16 protein-coding genes and 1 tRNA gene are annotated in these 18,320 nt (G+C 64.0%); 8 read left to right on the plus strand and 9 right to left on the minus strand.

Annotation, left to right across the window (positions count from 1 at the left end; genetic code table 11):
* Nucleotides 1–296: 296 nt before the first annotated feature.
* The 5 genes from EJ066_RS27695 (at nt 297) to EJ066_RS27715 (ending at nt 2,300) form a co-directional block, all read left to right on the plus strand.
* Entirely contained in the window at nt 297–812 is a 516-nt protein-coding gene (locus EJ066_RS27695; RefSeq protein ID WP_126043106.1) for a hypothetical protein, read from the plus strand.
* A 115-nt stretch (nt 813–927) separates the two neighbouring features.
* Nucleotides 928–1,001 (plus strand) — tRNA-Gln (locus EJ066_RS27700).
* Nucleotides 1,002–1,163: 162 nt separating this feature from the next.
* Nucleotides 1,164–1,346, plus strand: coding sequence for a DUF3606 domain-containing protein (locus tag EJ066_RS27705; RefSeq protein ID WP_126043107.1), 183 nt, complete (start codon nt 1,164–1,166; stop codon nt 1,344–1,346).
* Between the two features lie 273 nt (nt 1,347–1,619).
* The gene (locus tag EJ066_RS27710; RefSeq protein WP_126043108.1) at nt 1,620–1,829 is read left to right on the plus strand and encodes a hypothetical protein; all 210 of its coding nucleotides are present in this window, start codon (nt 1,620–1,622) and stop codon (nt 1,827–1,829) included.
* 285 nt (nt 1,830–2,114) lie between these two features.
* Nucleotides 2,115–2,300: a hypothetical protein gene (locus tag EJ066_RS27715; RefSeq protein ID WP_126043109.1), complete on the plus strand. Its 186-nt coding sequence runs from the start codon at nt 2,115–2,117 to the stop codon at nt 2,298–2,300.
* A 146-nt stretch (nt 2,301–2,446) separates the two neighbouring features.
* Here EJ066_RS27715 and EJ066_RS32210 read toward each other — a convergent pair whose 3' ends face one another.
* From EJ066_RS32210 to EJ066_RS27755, 9 genes are all read right to left on the minus strand, one after another.
* The gene (locus EJ066_RS32210) at nt 2,447–2,605 is read right to left on the minus strand and encodes a hypothetical protein (RefSeq protein WP_245454995.1); all 159 of its coding nucleotides are present in this window, start codon (nt 2,603–2,605) and stop codon (nt 2,447–2,449) included.
* A 54-nt stretch (nt 2,606–2,659) separates the two neighbouring features.
* Nucleotides 2,660–2,950: a hypothetical protein gene (locus EJ066_RS32215; protein WP_245454996.1), complete on the minus strand. Its 291-nt coding sequence runs from the start codon at nt 2,948–2,950 to the stop codon at nt 2,660–2,662.
* A 384-nt stretch (nt 2,951–3,334) separates the two neighbouring features.
* Nucleotides 3,335–5,317: an EAL domain-containing protein gene (locus tag EJ066_RS27725; RefSeq protein WP_126043110.1), complete on the minus strand. Its 1,983-nt coding sequence runs from the start codon at nt 5,315–5,317 to the stop codon at nt 3,335–3,337.
* 246 nt (nt 5,318–5,563) lie between these two features.
* Entirely contained in the window at nt 5,564–6,532 is a 969-nt protein-coding gene (locus tag EJ066_RS27730) for an ABC transporter substrate-binding protein (protein WP_245455239.1), read from the minus strand.
* 122 nt (nt 6,533–6,654) lie between these two features.
* Nucleotides 6,655–9,201, minus strand: a complete 2,547-nt coding sequence (locus EJ066_RS27735) for an MFS transporter (protein ID WP_126043112.1) — start codon at nt 9,199–9,201, stop codon at nt 6,655–6,657.
* A gap of 551 nt (nt 9,202–9,752) precedes the next feature.
* Entirely contained in the window at nt 9,753–9,941 is a 189-nt protein-coding gene (locus EJ066_RS27740) for a hypothetical protein (protein WP_126043113.1), read from the minus strand.
* Between the two features lie 476 nt (nt 9,942–10,417).
* Nucleotides 10,418–11,623, minus strand: a complete 1,206-nt coding sequence (locus EJ066_RS27745; RefSeq protein ID WP_189644381.1) for an NAD-dependent formate dehydrogenase — start codon at nt 11,621–11,623, stop codon at nt 10,418–10,420.
* A gap of 164 nt (nt 11,624–11,787) precedes the next feature.
* Complete coding sequence (locus tag EJ066_RS27750; RefSeq protein WP_126043115.1) at nt 11,788–13,083, minus strand: FAD-dependent oxidoreductase; 1,296 nt, start codon at nt 13,081–13,083, stop codon at nt 11,788–11,790.
* Nucleotides 13,084–13,093: 10 nt separating this feature from the next.
* A complete protein-coding gene (locus tag EJ066_RS27755) occupies nt 13,094–14,482 on the minus strand; it encodes a PLP-dependent aminotransferase family protein (protein ID WP_126043116.1) in 1,389 nt (462 codons plus the stop codon).
* Between the two features lie 309 nt (nt 14,483–14,791).
* On the opposite strand from EJ066_RS27755, the gene EJ066_RS27760 reads away from it, so the two are divergent.
* Genes EJ066_RS27760 through EJ066_RS27770 form a run of 3 tightly spaced genes read left to right on the plus strand, consistent with a single transcriptional unit; the run spans nt 14,792 to nt 18,320 of the window.
* Nucleotides 14,792–15,958 carry an ABC transporter ATP-binding protein gene (locus EJ066_RS27760; protein WP_126043117.1) on the plus strand — a complete coding sequence of 389 codons (1,167 nt, stop codon included), beginning with the start codon at nt 14,792–14,794 and terminating at the stop codon, nt 15,956–15,958.
* Between the two features lie 19 nt (nt 15,959–15,977).
* A complete protein-coding gene (locus EJ066_RS27765; RefSeq protein ID WP_126043118.1) occupies nt 15,978–17,030 on the plus strand; it encodes an ABC transporter substrate-binding protein in 1,053 nt (350 codons plus the stop codon).
* A 6-nt stretch (nt 17,031–17,036) separates the two neighbouring features.
* Nucleotides 17,037–18,320, plus strand: coding sequence for an ABC transporter permease (locus tag EJ066_RS27770; protein ID WP_126043119.1), 1,284 nt, complete (start codon nt 17,037–17,039; stop codon nt 18,318–18,320).

Raw genomic sequence — 18,320 nt, forward strand, 5'->3', positions numbered from 1 at the left:
CCGCACCGTCACATTTCGCTTACATTAGCGATTGGCCGCTGAATCCGAGGCTTTAAGGCGTGTAGCCCAGCGCCGCCAGGACCGACAGCCCTGCAACCAGGCCGATTGCAATAACAATGCCGAAATGCCGTTGCAGGAATCCGGGCGGCCCCTGCCAATCGTATCGCATATCTGAAACTCCGCCGCGTAAACTGGGGCGGAGTGTTCAGGCGTCAAGGCCGGCGGCCTGATAGGCGGTAGACAGGCAGCCGCCATTGTCCATATCGTGGTTCATATCGGAACATGGAAGCGCACTCATGCCCGAGCATCCTTCATCGGCGGGAGAAAGCCATTCCCAGCCCGTTGCGGCATCTGACCCGCGCTTGGCCTTCGTTTATGCGGAGGCGGTGCGTGGTCTTCAACACCAGCAGAATGTGGTCGAGAGCCTCAACACGCGCGCCGGCAATCTGATCTTTGCAACCGCCTTCGTGAGTTCTCTCCTCGGCGGCAGAGCTCTGCTGGAGGGACTGGGACTATGGGGCTGGCTGGCGCTGACGCTGCTTTTCCTGATCGGGCTGCTGGTCGTGATCATGTTGTGGCCCTACTACAATCTTACGTTCCGCTTCGATCCGGAGCAGCTGCTCCAGGACTTTGTCGATCAAAATCCTTCTGAAACCATGGATGGGATGCACCGCGTGCTTGCGCTCCGCATCAAGACCGACATGGCCAGCAATTGGCGGATCATTCAACGCCTGCGCATCTCGCTGCAGCTTGCCCTGTTTCTATTGTTGCTCGAACTTTTGGCGTGGCTGTTCGCGATTGCGCGCGTCTAGGCTAAGCCCGGCTGATCCAGCGGTGCCTAGCAGCCGACGATGCTCAAGCAGGTAACGGCATCAAGCGGCTTCATTCGCGGAAGAGAAGGTGTTAGACAGCGTCCACTTCCTCTACTCCCGCTTCGTCTAATGGTAGGACAGCGCCCTTTGAAGGCGTGAATCGTGGTTCGAGCCCATGAGCGGGAACCAGCATCGCCCGCGCCGGGCGAGCGATCAGCCTTGATCCGATCAGCCTGCTGCAAGGCGCCAACAACGCCTGGGCGAAACCGGCATGCCTTCCCTTTCCGAGCGGGCAAGGATGGTCGGGCGGACTAGGGAACCCTATAACGACCAGATGTGACGGAGGACAACATGGCCGACGACAAATCCAAGACCAAGCAGGATCGCAAGCTGGTTTCCAGCGAGGAGCCTTACGAAGTTGCGGCTTTTGCGAAAAAATACGGCATACCGCCGAGCGAGGCCGCGACCATCATCAAGCGGTACGGGCCTTCGAGGAAGAAGCTCGACGCGCATATGGCGAGCCGCAACGCCTGATCCGCCTTGGCGGCGTCACGGGTTAAAGGAACCTCGCATCCCAAGGGTCCGGTCGGTGCCCTGGCCTGCCTCACAATGAGCCTGTGAAACGCTGTCATGCGGCCTGGCCTGGCCCATCCGGCAGGCTTGGCCATGCCGCGGCGGGCTTGACCACGCCGCCTGTTTTCGGCCCGCTATTGCCATCGACCGGATTCAACGTCAGGTTTCAAGAACGCAACAACTCGTTTACTTCGAGACGCTACCAGTCCGGCGAAGATTCGTTGGGGAGGTTGGATGTCGGACCGTGCATTGCGCTTTGAATGTGTCATGGAGCCAAACGGCCGGTGGATGGTCTGGGACACCAGGATCGATCTGCCGGCCCAGTTTTCGGCGCTTGCGCTGATCGGCCTGTGTCACGACGAGGCCGTCTCGCTCTGCAATCTCCTGAATAAGACCGGCTCCGATACAGCTTCCGCCGATACCCGACAGAGCCGGGCCTCCTGATGGTTGCGCTGCCCAGCGCCGAGGCTGCCGGCGTTCCGAACTGAATCCATCGATCTGCGGAATGGCCGTTTGCCAACCCGGTTTCTGCGGGAGCGTAAACGGCGCCGGGCTCGCGCGGCTGCAGGATAAACTCCCCTCGCCCTGGAAGGCTGCCTTGCGGGTGGAGCGCGCGTGGCATGACACGCAGATGTCGCTCGCCGTTTGCTTCGGAGGACCGGGATTTTGCCTTGACAAACAAAGATGCTATATTAGCTGACTAATCGATTCACAGTTTGGCGAACTGGCATGGCCAAGAAGAAATCAAAGCTGGAACCGTCCGGCATTTCCGCGGTCTCCGCGGCGGAAGCCCATGAAGCGACCTACTTTGCCCGGAAGTGCGGGCTGACGCGGGATGAAGCGCTGAAGATCATGCGCGAGGCCCAGGGCTGGGTGAGCACGACGATGCCAACCACCGCCAAGCGGAAGAATTAGGCCCACGAGGCAGTGGGCGGCAAGGCTTCGGCCAGGAAGGCAGCCGACCTTCGAGCGACACGAAGGGCACGCGGCGTTGAGCGGAAGTTCCGGCTCGCCCCGTCTGCCCTTGACCCTCAGCCTTGACCCTCTGCCCTGACGGAGTCCTACGCTTGCCGTCCAACCGGCAAAGCCGCTTGCGCGCTCGCCCGCGCCACGATCGCGTCCAGCGGCTCCGGCCGGTGCAGCAGAAATCCCTGACCGAAGGCAACGCCCATATCCCTGAGGACGTCGAGCGCATCCTGCTCTTCGATCTTCTCCGCCACCACGGAGCAGCCGAGGCTTCTGGCGATGCCCGTATGGCCGAGACAGATTCACGGTCAGAAGCGGCTTTGCGCATATCTCGATGAAGGAAGTCGGATCTTGATCGCATCGACGGAATGCGCCAGTAGATACGTTCGAACGAGCTCATCCCCGCTCCGAATCGTCGAGCTGACGCGGCCAGCGCGCCGCGCGCCTTGCGCGACAACTGTCGGCGGCAGGAATTTGTGACGCGGCGTTTCCGTGATCTCGAAGCCATCCCGGAAGCGGTGCCCCGTCTCGTCGATGACGGCGTCGAGAATCCTCAGAGCTGTGACGTTCTGAGATGCAGGCTTCGTATAGGTCCGCACGCCGCGCGTGAGCGCCTCCCGATGCCTTCAGGTCTGGAGCTCTGGGACTCATCGACGGCCCGAACATCTGGCCGCCGAGCGGCAATGGTCTGGGAATGAGGTCCCTCTACGGCGGACTCGGACGCCGCAGATGGTTTGGATTAATGCGGCAACGCGAACCGCTCCGCCGCGGGATGACCCAACGTGGCAACCGGCGGGATCAGACGGGTCCAACTCTCGATTGACGATCCGATCTCCTGGGACGACCACAGTCGCGCGTCAGGCCGCAGCGGGGACCCTCGGGCCTTTGCGACGGGGCTCAGCGTGCCCCAGTCGGCGTCATTTTTCTCGCAAGCCAGAAGCTCGTAAAATCCGCCGAATTTTCTTCTCGGCCGTACAACTCGCTTATTTCTCCCGCCCCTCCCGTTCCGATTTGTTCTCAGGCATGACCGGCGAAGTGTCCGGGCGCCGCCAGCCGCGCCCGATATTGGCCGAGACGATCTCACGGTCGAAGCGGCTTTGCGCAATATGCTCGATGAAGGAACCGTCGATCTTGATCGCATCGACGGGAAAGCGCCGGAGATATTCGAACGAGCTCATCCCCGCTCCGAAATCGTCGAGGCTGACGCGGCAGCGCCGCTCGCGCGCCTTGCGGACGAACTGTTCGGCGGCAGTGAAATTGGTGACCGCGGCGGTTTCCGTGATCTCGAAGCCAATGCCGGAATGCGGTGCCCCGGTCTCGTCGATGACGGCGTCGACGAAATCCCAGAGCTGCGGGTCGCTCAGCGTCTGCGCCGACAGGTTGAAGCCGAGCGTGAGCGCCCCCGATTTCAGCGCCGGACCATGAAGCGAGAGCGCAGTCCTGATGATCCAGCGATCGAGCCGCGAGGCAACGCCGAACCGCTCCGCCGCCGGGATGAACTCGCCCGGCGGGATCAGCCGCCCGTTGCGTCCGACCAGCCGCGCGAGGACCTCGGCATGGCGGCTCTCGTCCCAGGGTTTTCCAAGCCGATGGATTTCCTGGCCGAACAGTTTCAGCCTTCCGTCTTCCATGGCATCGACGGTGTCGGCCGCCAGCCGCGCCGCATTGAGGCCACTGGTCCCGGATGTTGTCTCAGGGGAGAACACCGCGAAGCGATTGCGCCCGGCGGCCTTGGCCGCATAGCAGGCGTCGTCGGCGCAGGCGAGCGCGTCGGCCACCGTGGTGGTCCGGTCGGCGACATGGGCGATGCCGATACTGGCCGCGAGCTTGCGCGACGCCGCCGAGCCGGGTTCGGCGTCGCGAACCGCCGCGAGAACGGCGCCGGCCAGCTTTTCGGCTTGCCGTGCGTCGCAATCGGGCACCAGCAGCGCGAACTCGTCGCCGCCGAGCCGCGCGGCATGCGCCGACGGCGGCAGACAGCCCAGAATGCCCTCGGCGACGCTTTTCAGCGCGAGGTCGCCGGCGGCGTGGCCGGCGAAGTCGTTCAGGGCCTTGAAGTAGTCGAGATCGACGTAGAAGACCGCAAGCGGGCGCGCCGTTGCGATATGGTAGGCCAGCAGCCGGTCGAATGCGGCGCGATTCAAAAGGCCGGTCAGCGCGTCGTAATGGGCCGCGTGGGCAAGCTCCTGCTCGCGTTGCTTCGCCTCGGTGACGTCGCGCACCGTGCCGAGGATCTGACCTGACGATTGAGCGTCGGCAATGAAGCGCAGCAGCGATTCGACGTGCCGGACCTCGCCGTCCCGCTTGATGATCCGGTATTGCACGGCGACGACCTTTTGCGTTTGCAACGGCACCATGTGGGCCCGCTCGGTGTCGTCCTTGTCGTCGGGATGCAGATAACTGTGCCAGAGGTCGTGCGGCACCTCGTCGGTGTCGGCGACAAACCCGAAGATCTCCCTGGTGCGCTCGTCCCAGTAGCTTTTGCGTGTCGCCAGATCGTGATGCCAGATGCCGGTGCCGCTGGCCGCCAGTGCCAGGCGAAAGCGCACATTCACCTGTTCAAGCTCGTGTTCCGCTTGCTTCTGCTTGGTGATGTCGGTCTGGACGCCCATCAGCCGGACGGGCTTGCCTTCCGCGTCGCGCTCGACCACCCCGCCGCGATCGAGAACCCATACCCAATCGCCGGATTTGTGCTTCAGCCTGAGCTCGGTCTCGATCGAACCGGTCAGGCCGGCAATGTGGCGTTCGCCGCTCGCCGTCGCCCGCTCGCGATCGTCAGGATGCGTCAGCTGCAGCCAGAGATCGCTTGTCTCGGCAAGCTCTCCCTCGCCATAGCCGAGCATTTGCGACCACATTGTCGAGTAGAAGCACTCTCCGGTCCTCAGATCCCAGTCCCACACGCCAAGATGCGCGCGTTCGAGCGCAAGCTCCCAGAACTCTCCGTCGCGATTCTTCTTCTCAGCCATGCCCTGGCCTTGCCCGCTTTGCCGCGGCCAATGTGCGGCAAAAGCAAAGAAGAAACCGTTACCGCGGGGATCGCGAAATCAACCGGGCGGAAACGCAGGTCTCATTCCTTCCGAATGGACCGGGTCAAGCTGGGCCTGGAGGTGTCGACGCGGCGAGGTGTGGTCTGACGGTTGGTTTGATCAGGGGTGGCTTTGCGCACATATGGGCGTTCATTCCCCAACCCCGAGATGCCTCTGCCCCTTGGGTCAGTTGTTCACCGCCTCGGCCACTTGCAGGAAAGCGAATGGAGGATAGCGGCCCAGCTTTTTGGCGACCTCCATGTTCACGACATAGGCGAAGTCGGTTGACCGCACGATCGGAAGATCGCCGGGGGTCGCTCCGTCGCGCAGGATCTTGAGCGCTTGTTCCGCTGCGAGACGTCCGACGTCTTCCAGCCGCGCCGCAATGGAGAGCATCGCGTGATGCTCGCGCACCAGCGGCTCATATGGGCTGACTACGGCGATGCCGTTGTCGACGGCCGTCTTCGTGAACAACTCGCCATTGGCGTTCAGGAACGAGCTCGATCCGACGTAAAGCCACCGGACTCCCTGCTCGCGCAACTCGGCCATGCGCTCCACAATCCGCGCAATGTCGGGAACGCCGTTATTTCCGGGGTCGATTTCGAGCGCGACCAGCTCGATACCGAGCGTCGGCGCAATTTTCTTGAGTTCTTCTGCCGTGATCGCCGAATTGCGTTCGTTCGAGTTGTAGAGCAGGCCGAGCTTATCGAACGTCGGATCGTACTGGCGGACGATCTCGATGTTGATCGCTTCCGGCACCCGGTTGAAGGTTCCGGCGACATTGGCGCGTCCGCTGCCTTCGAAGCCCTTGGCGATGTGCGTGCCGAAGGGGTCAGCAACTTTCACGAAGACAACAGGAATCTCGGTGATAAATGCAGGGTTGGCCGTATCGTCCAGCGTGCCGATGACGCCAAGCGTCCCGTTCGTGCCATAGGTGAGCACCAGATCGGCCGGCATAGCCCGCGCCTGGGCGATTGCGGTGGGGATGCGCGACTTGTCCTGTGCCAGATCGATGATCGTCACGTCTGCGGCGAAGCCGCTCTTTTTGATCCCCGCCTTGAACCCTTCGCAGACATTTTCGCACCCTTCGTAGAAGATGCCCAGTATCTGCTTTCTATCGGCCGCATCGGCCACGGTGGTCATCACGAAAAACACGGCCAATGTGAGCAGTCTGCGCGCAATCGATTTCACGACAACTCCCCCTATGAACCCAAGCACCAAGTCTAACGCTGCCTAGCCCTGGCGGGCAATTTCTAGCTAATTTACCGCCAACTAATTCACGGCGCCAGCTGCCGAGCCGGCGCCGCTGGCTTGCCCAGCACCGACAGCCCGAACAGCAGGGCTCCCCCAAGCGCGAGCGCCGCCACGACGGCTATCGCCATAGCGTAGCCGTAGAGGCCTGCGACAGCGGCGATCAGCAGGAGGCCGGCGATGCTGGCGAAGCGCTCGATCGTTCGCAGTGCTCCCAGGACCGGATCGGCCCCCAGATGCTTCAGCTCTGTTTCCGCGATCGACATCGAGAGCGAGACTTGCGCTCCCCGCACCATGCCGCTGCCGATCCCGGCGCCCAGCACCGCAAGGAAGATGGCGATCTCGCTCGGCCAGACGGCCGCCGTCAGGAGCGAGATGCCGCAGAGAATTCCCCCTGACAAGGCTACGGCCGTTACCGGAATTCCTCGCTCCGCCGCACGCCCGGCAAGCGGGCCGACCAGGGCGATCGCGAGGAAGTAGACCATCAGCGTGCGTCCGATGTCCGCCGGCGAGGCACCAAGGGAATCGAGCGTCAAAGCCACGAGATAGGAAATGAAGGCCTGCAGGCAGACGTTGCCGGGGATGGCGATGCCGAACACCAGCGCGGCGAAATGCCAGTTGCGCAATGAGGCAAGCAGCGGCGGTCGAGCCGCCTTGGCACGTGTGCCGTCTCCCCGGTTGGCAGTATCGGCGACCAGCGAGAAGATCAAAAGCGCGGAGATCAGGACAAAGGTGGCGCTGAGCAGAAACACATTGGCCTGGCCCAACCTGTCTGCCAGCACCCCGCCCAGCGCCGTGCCGCAGAATATTCCCCCGAACAACACCGTTGAGAACATTCCGAGCGATCGGTCTCGCTCGTCGCGCGGCGTGTTGTCGATGACGTAATCCTGGCAGGCGAGCGTCACCAAAGCATAGCCCACTCCAAGGATCGTGCGGGATGCCACGATCTCGGGCACGCTGCTTGCTAAATAGAGCCAAAGATGAGCGGCAATTGTCGGTGCCGCCGCCAGGATCAGCAGTCTTCGCGGCCCAAGCCAGCGGGCAATCGGCCGTGCAAACGGGGATACCAGCACAATTGCAAGCAAGTATCCGGCGAGCGGCAGGCTGATCAGCACGGTCTCGGAAAGCCACGGAAAGGGATTGTGCGCCGCCCTCGTATAGAGCGGCATGAAGGAAAGCGGCAACTCGTCAGCGGCCGCGAACAGAAACAGCGCCAGCCGCAGATCGGTGAAATAGGAAAATCGCAGGGTCGCCGGCCCATTCAACGAAAGACCGTAGCGCGCCTGCAATGCCGCGAGCCTGGTTCTCCCCATGTCAGAACCACTGGCCACGTCAGAACCACCGGGGCCTTGCCATGCCGCCGCGAACTGTGCGCTGAGGCCTTCGGCGCGCTCGATCAGCACCTGGGCGGCGCGGTCGATGGCGGTGCGGGCCCCCACGATTGCCCGCTTGGAGAAGTCTCCGGCCGCCTGCATCGCCGCCAGCCGCTGCAGCCGGTCGAGAGCGGCAGTCAGCGAGCGACTGCTCATCAGCACCATGATTTCGAAGGCGATCAATACGGCGACCACCACGACGACGCCCATGTCGAGAAAGACGTCGAGGAACTTCTTGGAGATGAAGGCAGGGTCGACATCGATCACCACATAGGCGATCTCCTCGCCATTGTGCATGATCGGGTGGCTGCGTACGCCTTTGCGCTCGCGCGGCGGTGCGAGATAGGGATCTATCCGTTCGCCGACTTCCAGCACCACCCGCCCTGTCGCCACTGCGACGTACGCGATCTCGGGCAATTGCTTGAGCATATCGGCGAAAAAATTCTCGGCGCTGACCAGACTGTCCAACGGCACACCCGTCGCCAAGGCGCGCTGGACGTCTTCGCCGACGACCGTGGCAATCAGGTTTGTGCGGGCCGACAGCTCAGGTTCGATGGAGCGATTGACGTTGCCAAGGGTGATGATGCCCAAAACCAGGGCGGAACTCACCATCAGCATCGCCGCCAGCGGAGCCAGGCGCGATGCGATCTGCCGGGCGAGTGAGCGCGAGGGGTTGGACGCAAGCTCGGTCTGGGGAGCCGGACTGGTCGCAACGACGGCGTCGTCGCCCTCGGCTTGCCTGCCCTCTGCAGCCGGTGATGCGAAGGCGCCGAGTTCCCGGCTGGCCTCATCATACTGTCGTCTGGCGCCTGCGAGGTTCGCGCCAAGCTGCCGGATTTGAGGGCCGAAGAGATCGCGCCAGAACCCGCCGGGGCCGCCCGTCCTCAGATCGCCATCGGTACCGATCTCCGCGTCGGGCTCGCCGCGGGCGACGCCCTCCAGGCGGGCAAGCCGACGCTGAGGGGTTCCGAGAAGCAGACTCAACAGAAGGTAGGATAGCACCGAGAAAGCGACCCAGATCAGCAGGGCGGCGCGAACCACCTTGCTCACCATGGCCTGTGAAGCCGCTTCGAGCCGGTCCTTCGGATAGGCGACAACCACGGCGCCGCTGGTGGCGCCATCACGGCCCACCACGTTGAATCCGCTGTAGATTTGCTCGGCTGTCTCGGTGCTCCATTTGACGCCCTTCGACAACTGCATCGCTTGCAGCACCTCGCGCGGAACCGATACTGGCCGCGATGCATCGGTTGTGTAGACGATGATCCCCGACGGATTGAACGCATGGACGGCGTTGACCTCCGCATCGGTCTCCAGCGCCCGCGCGACGAAGGCGTCGCCGTCTCATCGAATCGGCAACCGAGGTCGAGTCGCTGAACGACGTTGCGGTCGTCTGGGCGATGACGGAATGCGCTGGGCAGAAGGTCGGAAAGCACGGCATTGTGCTGGAGAACCGAAAGCAGACCACGACGGCCTGCAGCAGGGATAACCCCGAGAGTTATCCAGCTTCGAGAAGCATGCGGCCCCTCCCACAAAAGCGGCGCGTATCAACACTATGTTGAGCGGGAGGGCTCCGCCAGTGGGCTATCCGAGATCAACGTCGATTTCGAGGACGAGACGCGAGAAAGCGCTGCGATGTCACCGCCAAGACACTGTATGCGGCGGCGCTGACGCCAACGTCCGCAGGCTCAGCGGCTCACGCGAAACACCGCGTTGGGCGCCGGGGCGAAATTCGGGCGAATGAGGTCGGCGGATCATCGAATCGGCAAGCCGAGGTCGATGATCGGCTTGAACGACGTTGCGGTCGTCTGGGCGATGACGGAAATGCGCTGGCGCAGAAGGTCGGAAAGCACGGCATTGTGCTGGAGAACCGAAAGCAGACCCACGACGGCCTGCAGCAGGGCGATAACCACCGAGAAGGTTATCCAGCTTCGAAGAAGCATTGCGGCCCCTCCCACAAAAGCGGCGCGTATCAACACTATGTTGAGCGGGAGGGCTCCGCCAGTGGGCTATCCGAGATCAACGTCGATTTCGAGGACGAGACGCGCGAGAAAGCGCTGCGATGTCACTCCGCCAAGACACTGTATGCGGCGGCGCTGACCGCCAACGTCCGCAGGCTCAGCGGACCTCACCGCGAAACACCGCCGCTTGGCGCCGGGCGAAATCGGCGAATGAGGTCGGCCGAACGCCAAAAGTCTCGTGCGTCGCCAGATAGACCCTCGATTGCGGTCGCTTCCGACGTTCCGCCACCTACTCGTCAAGCGCATCGCCCGCGCCACTTGAACGGCCGCCCCCGCCTCTGCCCTGCCGGTAGATCGTCTCGCCGCGCTTGGCCAACCGCAGGTCTACACGATCCCGCGCGAACTGTCGCGTTCGGCCTGCGGTAGACCTGATCCCGCCTGGATCAGGCCTTGCCGGATCAGGCCTTGTCCTTGAAGCGCGCCGCCTCTTCCGAACCGCTTGTGGCGTCGCCCGCGCTATAGGAATGCGCGCCGGCGCCGGCCAGCTTGCCGCCATCGACGATCAGGTAATCCTCGCGGATCGGCCGGCCTTCGAACCAGCATTCCAGGATTTCGCGGGTGCCCGCGGCGTAGCGCGCCTGGGCCGAGAGCGACGATCCCGAAATATGCGGCGTCATGCCGTGATGCGGCATCGATCGCCACGGATGGTCCTTGGGCGCCGGCTGCGGGAACCAGACGTCGCCGGCATAGCCCGCGAGCTGGCCGCTCTCCAGCGCGCGGGCGACGGCGTCGCGATCGCAGATCTTGCCGCGCGCCGTGTTCACCAGATAGGCGCCGCGTTTCATCCTGGCGATCATCACCTCGTCGAACAGATTCTCCGTCTCCGGATGCAGAGGTGCGTTGATCGTCACCACGTCGCAGATGCCGACCATCGACGCGGGATCTGGGTGGAAGGTGACGCCAAGGTCCTTTTCGACCGCCTCGGGCAGGCGGTGGCGGTCGGTGTAGTGCAGCTTGACGTCGAACGGCCGCAGCCGGCGCAGCACCGCGCCGCCGATCCGGCCGGCGCCGACGGTTCCGATCTGCATCCCCTCGACATCGTAGGAGCGTGCGACACAGTCGGCGATGTTCCAGCCGCCCTCGATGACCCATTGGTAGGAGGGAATATAGTTTCGCACCAGCGCCAGGATCATCATCACCACATGCTCGGACACACTGATCGAGTTGCAGTAGGTCACTTCGGCGACGGTGATGCCGCGGTCCATCGCGGCCTGCAGATCGACATGGTCGGACCCGATGCCCGCGGTGATCGCAAGCTTCAGTTTGTTTGCCTTGGCTATTCGTTCCCTGGTCAGATATGCCGGCCAGAACGGCTGCGAGATGACGACTTCGGCGTCACCGAGTTCGCGTTCGAAAACGCTGTCGGGACCGTCCTTGTCCGAGGTTACGACCAGGCTGTGCCCGGCGCCTTCGAGAAATGGCCTCAGGCCGAGTTCGCCAGACACAGAACCGAGCAGGATCCCCGGCTCGAAATCGATGCCCTTCGGCGTGGGAAGCGTCTGACCGCCGGGATAGCGGTCGAGCTTCGGCAGCCCGTCCCGGGCATAATTTGATGGGTAACCGTCGACCGGATCGTCATAGAGGACGCAAACGACCTTTGTCATTTTGATCTCCCTTCGTCTGACAACGAGGAAGACGCTCGATTGTTAACGCTGCCCGCCACAAACGAACAGCGGCCACTCTGGTTTGTCTGAGGCCAGCAACTCCTTGGCGCTTCCTCGGAAAGTTGCGCGCTATTCCAGATTAGGTGGAGGAGCCGGGCGTGGTTTCAAGGCCGGCGGGAGGGCAATCCCGCTATGTGACGGGAGAAGGCCAGGGCGCTGAACCGATCCGCCGCGAAGGATGCCAGACGGGCGGGGTCGCCACGTCCGCCTACCAGGTCGGCGACCAGGCGAGCGGTGATCGGCGCCAGGGTCAGGCCGAGATGGCCATGACCAAATGCATGGATCACCCTGAGGCTGCCGCGCGACGGACCGATGACCGGCCGGGAATCGGGCAGCGACGGCCGGAAGCCGAGCCATTCGGACGACGGCCGGCCGAGTTGAGGAAAGAACTGGCGGACGCCGCGATCAAGCAGTGCCAGCCGGCGGGGATTTGCTGGTGCCGCCAACCCGCCGAGTTCGACGGTTCCGGCGACACGCAGTCGGCCAGCCATCGGCGTCATGTAGAAGCCGAGATCGACCGGGCAGACCGGCCGGTCGAGCAGCGGCGCGTCGGTCGGGAATTCGAGGTGATAGCCGCGTTCGGCCTCGAGCGGGATCCTGTCGCCGGCCTTCGTGGCCAGTTCCAGCGACCATGCGCCCGCGGCGATCACCACCGTACCCGCCTTGATGCGAAAGCCGGGACCGCTGAGTTGGACGCCGCCTGCCTCGACCTGCAGCCCGGTAATTTTCGCTTGCCTCACCGACGCACCGCGGGCGGTCGCTGCACCAAGCAGCCGCTGCATCAGCGTCTTCGGATCGGTGACGTTCATAGAATCGGGAAAGTAAAGGCCGCGGGCCTCGATCTCCCGCAGGTGGGGTTCCAGCGCGACGACCTGTTGCGGCGTCAGCACCTCTTGATTGACGCCAAACCCGGCGCGCAGCGCCCTGCCCCCGGCGGCCTTGGCGAAATCGCTCTCGCCGCGATAAAGATAGAGGCAGCCATTGCGGCGCAGCAGGTCTGCCATGTCAGCCTCCTTGACCATCTCCTCCCAAGCCGGCAAGGCCTCGGCCAGCAGCCCGGCGAGCGCCAGCGCATTGGCGCGGGTGGCCTCGGGCAGCGACTGCCTGACGAAGCTGACCAGCCATGGCGCCAGCTGGAACAGAGCCGGCCAGCGCAGCGCAAACGGGCTGTCGGCATCGAGCAGCAGTTTCGGCAGCGCGCGCAGCACGGCTGGATTGCCGACCGGCATGCAGGCATATTCGGCAATCGTTCCGGCATTGCCGAATGAGGCGCCCGAGCCCGGCTCGTTGGGGTCGATGAGCAGGACTTCGCGACCCTCGGCCGCAAGCCGGAGCGCCGTCGCCAGCCCGACAACGCCGGCGCCGACGACGGCGATTTCGACGGTTTCCGATGCTGCCACTGTTGGATTCCTAGACGAAGCCAGGCAGTTGCAGATGGCCGGCTGATAACAGTTCGGCCATGGTGTTCAGGGCGGTGCGCAGATCATCGAGCGAGCGCGCGGCGCCGACATTGATGCGCACCCCGTGCTGCACCGGTTCGCGGCCGACAGCGAAGGCATCCCCAGGCAGGACGGCAACGCCACGTTCCAGGCAGGTGCGAGCGAAACCCGCGCCCCGCCAGGGTTCCGGAAGGCGCAGCCAGGCATGGGTCGAGGTGGCATGGCTCTGGACATCGTAGCGGCCGAGGATTTCGGTCAGCACCGCCTGGCGCTGGCGAAGCTCCTGCTTCTGGGCTTCGATGATGCGCGCCGCCGCGCCCTCCTCTAGCAGCCGCGCGCCGATCAGCGCCGTCAAAGGACTGATGCTCCAGCAGTTGATGCGCAAAGCCGCCGCGACCTGGCCGGCGATGGCGCGTGGCGCGATGACGAAGCCGAGGCGCAGCCCCGGCGCAAGACATTTAGACAAGGCGCCGATATGGATCGTCAGTTCGGGCTCGAGGCTGGCAAACGACGGCGGCGGATTGTCCGCCAGCGGCCGGTAGACGTCGTCCTCGATGATGAGGACGTTGTGGCGCCGGGCGACAGCCACCAGCTCGTGCCGGCGCTCCTCGGATAGCGTGATGGTCGTCGGATTGTGCAGCGTCGGCACCAGGAAGACCGCGCGGGGGCGGAGTTGCGCGCATGCCGCATCGAACGCGTCGGGCCGCATGCCGCCACGGTCCATGGCGACGCCCCTGAGATCGAGCCCATGCACCCGGCACAGCGCGTTGATGCCCTGATAGGTCACTTCGTCGGCGAGCACGACCTCGCCCTGCCTGGTCACCGCGCCAAGCACGCAGTCCAGCCCGTGCTGGGCGCCTGCTGCCAGCACCACCCGGCCGGGATCACCGTCGCCGGCGACCGGCCGCATCCATTCGGCGATTGCCGCCCTCGCCCACAGCGGCCCCTCCGGCGGGTGATAGTCCTGAAGCGTGGCGTAGTGCCGATCCTTGGCCAGACGCGGCAGAAGCAGCGCCAGCGCGTCGAGATAGGCGCAGGTTGCCGGCCGGTTGACGGAAAGGTCGATGACGCCGGTGTCGTCGCTCGGCGCCGACACGAAACCCGGTCTTTCGCCGGCGTCGCGGGCCGCGACCGTCGTGCCGCGTCCAGGCCGCGCTTCGAGCAGGCCGCGCTGCTGCAGCGTCGACAGCGCGCGCGTCACCGTGGTGACGTTGATGCCCAGTGCCCGCGCGATCTCGCGCTGCGGCGGCAGCCGGTCCCCCACGGCAAGCGTGCCGGCAGCGATCCGGTCGGCAATTGCCTCGGCAAGACGGCGATAGACCGGACCTTCATCCGAGGCGAGTTGCAGGTCTTGAAGCATGGGATTGGCGGTTGCGGCGTGTTTGAGACATCTAGCTACTGGCGCATCTAGCATATGACAATGCTCCGGACAATAGCTCTTGTCTGATCCATAATTCAAATATGGCCGCAAAAATCCCATACAATCGCGAAAAATGCCGCTTGACGATCAAACTTGTCTGCATCTATGGTGGTTGAAGATCGATTGTGTGAGCATACAAGTTTGGTTGCCGCCTAGTGCGGCCAGCGTCATGCGAGACCGAGACATGCACGGCAAGCACCCCCTCGTTTCGACAGGCGGCCTCCGCGACCGCTCGACGGATTCCCGCCGGTGACCGCCGCTACGACAGCCCGGCCAGCCGGCATCGCCGCTTCGGCGCCAGCAGCCGATGCCGCCGGGTTTGTCGAATTCGCCGATGTCGAGAAATCCTATGACGGCCGCACATTTGCGGTGACGCGGCTGAACCTCAATGTCGCGCGCGGCGAGTTCCTCACGCTTCTCGGGCCTTCCGGCTCAGGCAAGACGACGACGCTCAACATGCTTGCCGGTTTCGAGCGGCCGACCAGCGGCGTCATCACGCTCGAAGGCCGCTTGGTCGACCGGCTGCCGCCCTATGAGCGCAACATCGGCATGGTGTTTCAGAACTACGCGCTGTTCCCGCACATGAGCGTCGAGGAAAACGTCGCCTTCCCGCTCTCGGTACGGAAGATCACCAAGGCGGACATTGCATCCCGCGTCAGCCGCGCGCTCGACATGGTGCGGCTGCGGCAGTTCGGCGACCGGCGGCCGGCGCAGCTTTCCGGCGGCCAGCAGCAGCGTGTCGCGCTTGCCCGCGCGCTGGTGTTCGAGCCGAGCCTGGTGCTGATGGACGAGCCGCTCGGCGCGCTCGACAAGAAGCTGCGCGAGCATATGCAGCTCGAGATCAAGCAGCTGCACACGATGCTCGGCGTCACCGTCGTCTATGTGACGCACGACCAGAGCGAAGCGCTGACGATGTCGGACCGTGTCGCCGTCTTCAACAATGGCGGGATCGCCCAGCTCGGTTCGCCTGACGACCTCTACAACACGCCGCAGAGTTCGTTTGTTGCCAGTTTCATCGGCGAGAACAACACGCTGGAAGGCAGGGTCGAGCGCGTCTCCGGCAAGGAATGCCGCGTCGCGCTGGATGGCGGCGGTTCGGTAACGGCGCTCGCCATCGGCGTCGCGGAGGGCGAAGCCTGCCATGTCGCCATCCGCCCGGAGCGGCTGAGACTTGCGTCCGATTCGAAAGCTGGAAACGCGCTTGCCGCCACGGTCGACGGCCGCATCTACCTCGGCGACCACTTGCGGCTGCTGGCCAGGCTTGAAAGCGGACAAGTGCTGACCGTCAAGGTCGGTCCCGAAGCGACCATGAGCAACGGCGAGCCGGTCACGGTTTCCTGCGCGCCCAGCGACTGCCGTGCGTTCCTGGCCGAAGCCGGAGCGGGCGGTTCCATCTCGAAAACAGGTCCATCTTGAAACAGGGGAATAAGAAAAAATGAAAGCCATAAAAGCCCGGCTGTTCGCCTTAGCGGCAGCCACAGCATGCATCACATCAGGACATGCCGCCTTCGCCGAGGAGCTTTCGATCATGGCCAGCGGCGGCGCCTGGCAGGACGCCCAGCGCAAGGCATGGTTCGAGCCGTTCAGCAAGGAAACCGGAGCCAAGATCGTCGAGCAGGAATATCTCGGCGATCTCGGCAAGGTCAAAGCCATGGTCGACACCGGCAACGTGCCGATCGACCTGGTGACGGTCGAGACCGCGACCGTGCTGCAGGGCTGCGACGCAGGCATTCTCGAACGGCTCGACTATTCCAAGATTGCGCCGCGCGAAAAATTCATCGAAGGCTCCGCGCTCGACTGCGGCGTCGGCCTCGACGCCTATGGCGACATTCTTGCCTATGACACCACCGTGCTGAAGGAAGCGCCGACCTCGGTGCTCGACGTCTTCGACACGACCAAGTTTCCGGGCAAGCGCGCGATGCGCAAGTTTCCGGCGCAGAACCTCGAATGGGCGCTGATGGCCGACGGCGTCGCACCGGCCGACGTCTATAAGGTGCTGGGAACGCCGGAAGGCGTCGACCGCGCCTTCAAGAAGCTCGACACGATCAAGAAGGACATTGTCTGGTGGGATGCCGGCGCGCAGCCGGCGCAGCTTCTGGCCTCCCAGGAAGTGGTGATGACCACCGCCTGGAACGGCCGCATCCAGAACGCCATCGATACCGACAAGAAGCCGTTCAAGATCGTCTGGAACAACCAGATCCTCGAATATGACATGATCGCCATTCCCAAGGGCGCCAAGAACCCGGACCTCGCCTACAAGTACCTTGCCTATATCAGCCAGCCGGAAAACAACGCCAAGCTCGCCAGCTACATCACCTATGGGCCGGTGCGCACCGATGCGGCGTCCTTCGTGGCGGCCGATGCCTTGCCGAAATTGCCGAACGCGCCCGATCATCTGAGCGGCGCCTATCTGGTCGCCGATACCGAATTCTGGGGCGACTATGGCGAGGATCTGGTCAAGCGCTTCAACGCCTGGCTCGCGCAGTAAGACGCGATGTCGGCTCTCGAGCCCATGACACAAGACCGGCCGCGGGCAGCCCGCGACCGGTCGGCCGCCGATGCCGACGCAGCGAAATCGGTCACGGCCGCCCTTCGGCGCGCCGACCTTGGCGACCGGCTGCGGTCGCTGGCGCTGGCGGCACCTTTGCTCGTGCTCTTGGCGATGAGCTTCGGCATCCCGATCGTCCTGCTCCTGTCGCGCGCCGTCTATGACCCGACGATGGCCGACGCCTTGCCGCAGACTGCCCAGGCGCTGAGCGGCTGGAATGGCCAGGGCTTGCCCGACGATGCCGCCTTCCTGGCGCTTGCTGCGGACCTCAGGGACAATCAGGCCAAAGGCACGGCTTATGAACTCGCCAAGAGCCTCAACGCCCGCTTGCCCGGCGCGCGCAGCCAAGTGCTCAAGACCGTGCGCCAGCTCGAGGGTGCCGGCGACAGGCCGCCGCTGGAGGTGGTGAAATCCGTGCCGTTCTGGTCGGCGCCGGGCACGTGGCCGGCCATAGAGCGCGGCACCCATAGCGTGACGTCGTTCTACCTGCTCAGCGCGCTCGATCTTCGCTGGAATGCCGATGGCAGCATCGGCAGGGTGCCGCCCGAGCAGGCGATCTTCCTGCAGGTGTTCATGCGCACCTTCTTCGTCGCGGCGGCGGTGACGCTGGCCACGCTGATCCTGGGCTTTCCCCTCGCCTATCTCATCGCCAGCGTGCCGAAGGGTCTTGCCGCCATCCTCATCGTCGCGGTCCTGCTGCCGTTCTGGACATCGATCCTGGTGCGCACCGCGGCCTGGACTGTGCTTTTGCAGAAATTCGGCCTGGTCAACGACCTGCTGCTGTGGCTCGGCGTCGCCGAGGCCCGGCTCGACCTGATGTACAGCCGCATCGGCCTGATCATCGCCATGACGCATATCCAGCTGCCATTCACGCTGCTGCCGATCTACAGCGTCATGCGCACCATTCAGCCCTCGCAGATGAAGGCTGCCTATTCGCTCGGCGCAAAGCCCTTCACCGCCTTCCGGCGCGTCTATCTTCCGCAGGTTTTTCCGGGCGTGATGGCCGGCTCAATGCTCACCTTCATCCTCTGCCTCGGCTACTACATCACGCCGGCGCTGATCGGCGGCGCCAGCGACCAGTTGATCAGCAATTTCATCGCCAACTACGTCAATGTCGAGCTGAACTGGGAGATGGCGGCAGCACTCAGCTTCATCCTGCTGGTCTTCACGCTGGCGCTGTTCGGTATCTTTGCCCGCATCCTCGGCCTCGACCGCCTCAAGCTGGTGTAG

The sequence above is a fragment of the Mesorhizobium sp. M9A.F.Ca.ET.002.03.1.2 genome, from assembly GCF_003952365.1.
Taxonomy (GTDB): domain Bacteria; phylum Pseudomonadota; class Alphaproteobacteria; order Rhizobiales; family Rhizobiaceae; genus Mesorhizobium.